General features: G+C 67.7%; 8 protein-coding genes. 6 read left to right on the top strand and 2 right to left on the bottom strand.

Annotation, left to right across the window (positions count from 1 at the left end; all coding sequences use genetic code 11):
• On the top strand, positions 1-887 hold an 887-nt coding region (locus L995_RS00060), incomplete at its 5' end, for a Bug family tripartite tricarboxylate transporter substrate binding protein (RefSeq protein ID WP_047467918.1).
• 13 nt (positions 888-900) lie between these two features.
• A complete protein-coding gene (locus tag L995_RS00055) occupies positions 901-2,532 on the top strand; it encodes a gamma-glutamyltransferase family protein (RefSeq protein ID WP_047467913.1) in 1,632 nt (543 codons plus the stop codon).
• Between the two features lie 23 nt (positions 2,533-2,555).
• Here L995_RS00055 and L995_RS00050 read toward each other — a convergent pair whose 3' ends face one another.
• On the bottom strand, positions 2,556-3,551 hold the full coding sequence (locus L995_RS00050; protein WP_047467910.1) for a tripartite tricarboxylate transporter substrate binding protein: 996 nt from the start codon (positions 3,549-3,551) through the stop codon (positions 2,556-2,558).
• 26 nt (positions 3,552-3,577) lie between these two features.
• Positions 3,578-4,462, bottom strand: coding sequence for an amidohydrolase family protein (locus L995_RS00045; protein WP_082001443.1), 885 nt, complete (start codon positions 4,460-4,462; stop codon positions 3,578-3,580).
• A 76-nt stretch (positions 4,463-4,538) separates the two neighbouring features.
• Here L995_RS00045 and L995_RS00040 point away from each other — a divergent pair, with 76 nt between their 5' ends.
• The 4 genes from L995_RS00040 to L995_RS00025 all read left to right on the top strand — a co-directional run.
• Complete coding sequence (locus tag L995_RS00040; RefSeq protein WP_047467907.1) at positions 4,539-5,510, top strand: LysR family transcriptional regulator; 972 nt, start codon at positions 4,539-4,541, stop codon at positions 5,508-5,510.
• 24 nt (positions 5,511-5,534) lie between these two features.
• Positions 5,535-5,801, top strand: a complete 267-nt coding sequence (locus tag L995_RS00035) for an antitoxin (RefSeq protein ID WP_047467905.1) — start codon at positions 5,535-5,537, stop codon at positions 5,799-5,801.
• A complete protein-coding gene (locus tag L995_RS00030) occupies positions 5,798-6,244 on the top strand; it encodes a type II toxin-antitoxin system VapC family toxin (protein WP_047467903.1) in 447 nt (148 codons plus the stop codon). Before L995_RS00035 ends, L995_RS00030 begins: the two co-directional genes overlap by 4 nt.
• A gap of 63 nt (positions 6,245-6,307) precedes the next feature.
• A partial coding sequence (locus L995_RS00025) for an MFS transporter (protein WP_047467901.1) occupies positions 6,308-6,709 on the top strand: 402 nt, incomplete at its 3' end.

The raw sequence follows: 6,709 nt of genomic DNA, 5'->3' as shown, positions 1-6,709 counted from the left end.
CCGCGCTGAAGATCATGGTGGGCTTTGCCGCCGGCGGCGCCAACGACATCGTGGCCCGCATCCTGGCCAAGGAGCTGCAGCAGCGCCTGGGCCAGAGCGTGGTGGTGGAGAACCGCGGCGGCGCGGGCGGCCTGATCGCCAGCGAAGTGGTGGCCAAGGCACCCAAGAACGGCTACACGCTTCTGCTAGGCTCCATCGGCAGCAACACCGTGGCGCCCGTGCTGGCCAAGAAGCTGTCGTTCGACCCGCGCAAGGACCTGGAGCCCATCACCCTGGTGGCCGAATCCGGCAACGCGCTGCTGGTGAACGCCGCCCTGCCCTACAAGACGGTGCAGGAAATGATCGAGGCCGCGCGCAAGGCGCCGGGCAGCATCAACTACGCATCGTCGGGCAACGGCTCCACGCTGCACCTGGCCGGCGCGCTGTTCGCGCAGCAGGCCGGCGTGAACCTGGTGCACGTGCCCTACCGCGGCAACGGCCCGGCCATCACCGATGTGTCGGGCGGCCAGGTGCAGGCCATCTTCTCGGGCATTCCGCCTGCCATCACATCGGCCAAGACCGGCCAGACCCGCATCCTGGCCGTGACCACGAAGCAGCGCGTCAAGAACCTGCCCAACGTGCCCACCGTCGCCGAGGCCGGCCTGCCCGGCTATGCCTTCACGTCCTGGTACGGCCTGTTCACCACGGGCGGCACGGACCCGGCCATCGTCGAGCGGCTGGCCCTGGAAGTGCGCAAGATCATGGAGCGCCCCGAAGTGCAGGCCCAGTTCGAGGCCCAGGGCCTGGACCCCGAGACCAGCGACCCCAAGTCCTTCAAGCAGCAGATCGACCGCGAGCTGACGCGCTGGAGCCGTGACGTGAAGACCATGGGCATCACCGCCGACTGAGGCAGGCTCTTTCATGCACGCCTCTTCCTCTCCCTTCTCTCCCGGCAACCCCTACGACTCCAGGCGGGTGCCCGTGTTCGCGCGCAATGCCGTGTCCACCTCCCACCCGCTGGCGGCGCAGGCCGGCCTGCGCATGCTGTGGGCAGGCGGCAACGCGGTGGACGCGGCCATTGCGGCGGCGGCGGCCATGACCATCGTCGAGCCGGTGAGCAACGGCCTGGGCTCGGACGCCTTCTGCATCCTCTGGGATGGCAAGGAGCTGCACGGACTCAACGCCAGCGGCCGCGCACCGCAGGGCTGGGCGCCCGAGTACTTCCACCAGCGCTATGGCCCCCAGGACAAGCCGCCGCGCCGGGGCGTGGACTCCATCACCGTGCCGGGCGCCGTCAGCGCCTGGGTGGCCCTGCACGAGCGCTTCGGCAAGCTGCCCTTTGACGCGCTGATGGAGCCGGCCGCCGAGATCGCCGAGCGCGGCTACCTGGTGCCGCCCGTGGTCCAGCAGAAATGGGCCGCAGGCGCGCCCGAGCTGCAATCGCAGCCGGGGTTCAGGGAAAGCTTCCTGCCCCGGGGCCGCGCGCCCGAGGTGGGCGAGCTGTTTTGCTTTCCCGCCGCAGCGCGCGCCCTGCGCGCCATTGGCGCCACGCGCGGCAAGGCCTTCTATGAAGGCGAGATTGCCCGGGCCGTGACCTCGTTCGTGCAGCAGCACGGCGGCTGCCTGGGCATGGCCGACATGGCCGCGCACGAGGTGCAATGGGTGCAGCCGCTGGCCAAGGACTACCGCGGCCACACGCTGCACGAGATCCCGCCGGGCGGGCAAGGCATTGCCGCGCAGGTCGCGCTGGGCATTCTGTCCAACTTCGACCTGGCCAGCCTGCCCGTGGATGGCGTGGCCTCCCAGCATCTGCAGATCGAGGCCATGAAGCTGGCCTTTGCCGACATCTACCGCTACGTGGCCGACGCGGACATGGAGGTGACGCCCGCACAGATGCTCGACGACGCCTACCTGGCCTCGCGCGCCAGGCTCATCGATCCGCGCCGTGCGCAGGACTTCAAGGCCGGCAACCCCGTGCGCGGCGGCACCATCTACCTGACGGCGGCCGACGAGAACGGCATGATGGTCAGCTTCATCCAGAGCAACTTCTCGGGCTTTGGCTCGGGCGTGGTGGAGCCGAGCTTCGGCATCAGCCTGCAAAACCGCGGCCACGGCTTCGGCACCGACCCCCAGCATCCCAACCGCGCCAACCTGGTGGGCCCGGGCAAGCGCCCCTTCCACACCATCATTCCGGCCTTCCTGACCCGCGACGGCCAGCCCGTGATGAGCTTCGGCGTCATGGGCGGCAACATGCAGCCCCAGGGCCACATGCAGACTGTGGTGCGCATGCTGGACTACCGCCAGTCGCCCCAGGCGGCCTGCGATGCGCCGCGCTGGCGCGTCAACGAAGGCCTGGCCATCAACGTGGAAGGCGGCATGGACCCGGCCACCATTGCCGGCCTGCAGGCGCTGGGCCACCAGGTGGAGGTCATCCACGACCCCTACCAGGACTTCGGTGCCGGCCAGTTCATCTGGCGGATGGGCGATCCCGCCGTGGAGGGCTACCAGATCGCCAGCGACCCGCGCCGCGACGGGCTGGCGGCCGGGTTCTGAAGCGTGCTCCAACCCGCCTGTGGCTACTCCGCGCGCAGACGCCCCTGCCGGGTCAGCCGCGCCGCCAGCGCGGCTTCTTCGCTGACCAGGCGCTGCAGCACGGCCGCGCTGGCCGGGAAGGGCTCGCTGCCCAGCTCGCGGATCAGGCGGCTGAACTCCGGGTCGGCTACAGACTGGGAGATCCAGCCATACAGGCTGTCCACGCTGGCCGTGGGCGCACCCTTGGGCGCGAACACGCCCACGAAGGTGGTGGCATCGAACACCGGCAGGCCCAGCTGGGCCAGGTCGGGCACATCGGCCAGCCCGCCCCCGGCGCGCGGCCCCAGCACGAACAGCGCGCGCAAGGCGCCGCTCTTGATATGCGGCGTGGAGCTGGTGATCTGGTCCACCACGGCATCGATCTGCCCGCCGATCAGATCGACCAGGGCCGGCCCCGATCCCTTGTAGGGCACGGGATTGACGCGCACCTTCACGGCATCTTCCAGCTGCAGCACGGCCAGGTGATTGGGCGAGCCCGGGCCGGCATGGCCCACGGTCACGCTGCCATCCTTGGCCTTCATCGCCTTGATGAAATCGGCAGCGGTCTTGAAGCGCGCGTCGTTGGCGCGCACCACCACGACCACAGGCGTGCGGCTGACCACGGCAATGGGCGCAAAGCTGTCGGCGCGGTAGGGCAGCTTGATCATCTCGGGCAAGGTGCCCAACTGGCCCGGCGTGGCCACCAGCAGCGTATGCCCGTCCGGCTCGGCGCGCGCCACCCAGCCCGAGCCCACGGCACCACCGCCGCCCGCACGGTTGTCCACGATCACGGACTGCCCCGCATGCCGGGCCAGCGGAATGCCCAGCGTGCGGGCCACGATGTCCACGTTGCCGCCCGGCGCAAAGGGCACGACCAGCGTGAGCGGCTTGGCGGGAAATCCGCGCGCCTGCACTGCAGATGCGGCCCATGCCGCAGCCAGCGCCGCGAAAGATACCGCCGTGCGTATAAAGCCTCTGCGGCCCGATGTGATTCGATTCATTTTCTCTGTCTCCTGCTATTTGAAAATCAATGACCCCAATACAGGCGCGCGGGGTTATCGACCAATACCGTGCGTCTGTATTCCTCTGGAACCCAATCCACCAGTGCCTGCGCCAATTCGCCAGCGGAATTCGAACGGGCCTTTATTCCGGGATGCGGCCAGTCCGACCCCCATACGATCCGGTGCGGATTGGCCTGCACCAGGGCATGTGCAATGGGAACCACGGCCGGGTCCGCGGCCGATGCCGTTGCCGATATCCGGTAGGCGCCCGAGAACTTCACCCAGGCCCGGCCTTCCTTCATCAGCGCCTGCAGGTTGCGGCTGCCCGGCCCGCCGGCGCCCAGCTGGCGCGACGGGTGGCCGAAGTGATCCACCACCACGGCCACGCCCATGTCGGCCACGCGCTGCGCCAGGCCAGGGTCGTCATCCACGTTCACCAGCAATTGCACATGCCAGCCCAGACCCCGGATGCGGTCGGCCACGGTCCGCAGGCTGGAGACGGAGACCCCGCCCGAAAACAGCGCATTGCACCGAGCGCCGCGCACGCCCAGGGCGTGCAGCGCTTCGATCTCTGTATCCGGCGTGTCCTCGTAGATCACGGCCACGCCACGCATGCGGCCCGCTTCGGCATGGCGCAGCGTCTGCTTGAGCAGGCCGTGGTCGCGGCCATACACGCTGGGCTGGACCAGAACGCAGCGGCCCACGCCCAATGGGCGAAAGGCTTTCCAATAATCGTCCATGGACGCGACAGCCGGCGTATAGGCGCGTTCCGCAATCAACGGAAAATCATCGGAACGACCAAATACATGGAAATGGGTATCGCAGGAATTTTCCGGAAACAGATATTGTTCCGCTGGATTTTCGACTGCGTCGCAATCAACGGCACAGCGGTTGAAACTGGGTGAATTCATGGGCGTTCATTTCAAAGCTGGTGCATTGTCGTGACGCACGTAAAATTCAGTCAAGCTCATCTTTGTCATCATCAAAATGAACAGCATTCAACATGCGGACGGCGCGCCCCGGGCTCCGGTCAACCTGCGCAGCATCGACCTCAACCTGCTGGTGATCTTCCAGGCCCTGGTGGAAGAACGCAGCGTGGGCAAGGCCGCCGCGCGGCTGGGCATCACCTCCTCGGCCGTCAGCCATGCGCTGCGCCGGCTGCGTACCCAGTTCAACGACCCGCTGCTGCTGCGCACGGCCGAAGGCATGTCGCCCACGCCCGAGGCCGTGCGCCTGGCGCGCAGCTTCCGCAAGGCCTTCAGCGAGATCGAAAGCGCCATCGAGGTCAGCAAGGGCTTCGATCCGGCCACGGCGCGGCGCAATTTCCACCTGCGCCTGTCCGACTACGTGGGCGTGCTGCTGCTCCCGCAGCTGTGCATCCATCTGCGTGCGGTGGCGCCGGGCATCAGCCTGTCGGTGCAGTCCTTCGACGGCCGCCAGCCCTCGGACCGCGTCGAGTACGAAGGCGTGGAGATACGGCTGTCCGTCTCGCGCGGTCGCTCGGTGCTGTCGGCGTCACGGCGCCTGCTGGACGACCAGTGGATGGTGCTGATGCGCAAGGACCATCCGGCCGCCGCCTCCCCGCTCACGCTGGAAAAATACCTGGAGCAGGGCCACCTGAAGGTCACGGGCGTGGGCAGCAGCATCGTGGACGAACTCCTGGCCGAGCGCGGGCTGGCGCGGCGCGTGATGTTCCAGGTGCCCACCTGGCTGGGCATGGTGCCCGTCATCGAATCCACCGACCTGGTGGCCGCCATGCCCGCGCACTGGATGCACAGCGTGCTGTCCGGCTCCAACTGCGTGGCGCGCCCCATGCCCCTGCCCGAGCTGGCCCTGTCCATCGACGCCGTCTGGCATCCGCGCAACGACCATGACGCGGGGCACAAATGGTTCAGGGAGCTGATCCACCAGATCTTCCAGGAGGCGTACAGCAAGTCACAGCGCGGATATATACTTTGATACATACCAGCAGGAGGAATCACCGTGACGCAGACTGCCAAGCTTTTCACCACCGGTCGCAGCCAGGCCGTGCGCCTTCCCTATGAATTCCGGTTCGAGGAAAAAGAGGTCTACATACGTCGCGACCCCATCACGGGCGACGTGATCCTGTCGCGCCGTCCCGACTCATGGCAAGAGTTCTTTGCGCTCGACGCCACCACCGACGTGCCGGCCGATTTCATGGACACCGCTGACCGAGCGCAGCCAGAGTCAGGCCGCGATCCGTTTGCCGACGAAGGCAGTACGCGATGACACGCTACCTGCTGGACACCAACATCGCCAGCCACATCATCAAAGGCGATATCCCTGCCGTGCGCGAACAGCTGGTTCGCGTACCCATGCACCAGATCGCAGTGTCGGCGGTCACGCAGGCCGAACTGATGTACGGGGTCGCCAAGCGCGGCCACCCTGCCGGGCTGTCGCTGCGGGTGACAGGGTTCCTGGCCCGCGTCGAGGTGCTGCCCTGGACGGCCCAGGTGGCCGATGCCTACGGCCACCTGCGCGCCGCTTGCGAGGCGGCCGGCATCACGCTGGCCTCCATGGACATGATGATTGCCGCGCACGCCCTGCTCCTGCAGCAGCAGGCCGCGCAGGCCGGCGAGCGCTCGGTTCTGGTCATAAGAGACCGGGTGTTCAGCCGCATTCCCGAACCCGGACTGGCCATCGCGGACTGGACCACCGGCCCGGCTGGCTGAATCGGCGCTTAACCCAGCCCTCATGCTTTTCGGTGAAGATGCGGTCTTTCCGCCGCACAAGCCATGACACCAGAACAAAACACTCCAGCGCTGCAGCGCCGCAACCTCGGCCTGCTCGTGGCCGCGCAATCGCTGGGGGGCGCGTCGCCGCCCATCATCATTTCGCTGGGCGGCCTGGTGGGGCAGCAGCTGTCCACCAATCCCACGGCCACCACGCTGCCGGTCAGCATCTACCAGCTGGGCCTGGCGCTGTCCACGCTGCCCGCGGCCTGGCTGATGCAGCGCATGGGGCGGCGCACGGCCTATGTGCTGGGCGCCATCCTGGGCGTGGTCTCGGGCGTGATCGCGGCCCAGGGCATTGCGCACTCCGATTTCGTGACCTTCTGCATCGGCACGGCGCTGGCGGGCTTTTACGCGGCCTGCGTGCAGAGCTACCGCTTCGCGGCCACCGACGCCATGACGCGG

Origin of the sequence: Delftia sp. ZNC0008 (assembly GCF_000799035.1) — a bacterium.
GTDB lineage: Bacteria > Pseudomonadota > Gammaproteobacteria > Burkholderiales > Burkholderiaceae_C > Comamonas > Comamonas tsuruhatensis.
The sequence above is the reverse complement of the archived record's forward strand: the minus strand, read 5'-3'. Positions and strand labels throughout refer to the sequence as shown.

What these genes read in the sequence shown, in the direction of transcription:
- L995_RS00030 (WP_047467903.1), top strand. Translation starts at nt 5,798, where the DNA reads ATGACACGCTACCTGCTGGACACCAACATCGCCAGCCACATCATCAAA.
- L995_RS00045 (WP_082001443.1), bottom strand. Translation starts at nt 4,462, where the DNA reads ATGAATTCACCCAGTTTCAACCGCTGTGCCGTTGATTGCGACGCAGTC.
- L995_RS00040 (WP_047467907.1), top strand. Translation starts at nt 4,539, where the DNA reads ATGAACAGCATTCAACATGCGGACGGCGCGCCCCGGGCTCCGGTCAAC.
- L995_RS00055 (WP_047467913.1), top strand. Translation starts at nt 901, where the DNA reads ATGCACGCCTCTTCCTCTCCCTTCTCTCCCGGCAACCCCTACGACTCC.
- L995_RS00050 (WP_047467910.1), bottom strand. Translation starts at nt 3,551, where the DNA reads ATGAATCGAATCACATCGGGCCGCAGAGGCTTTATACGCACGGCGGTA.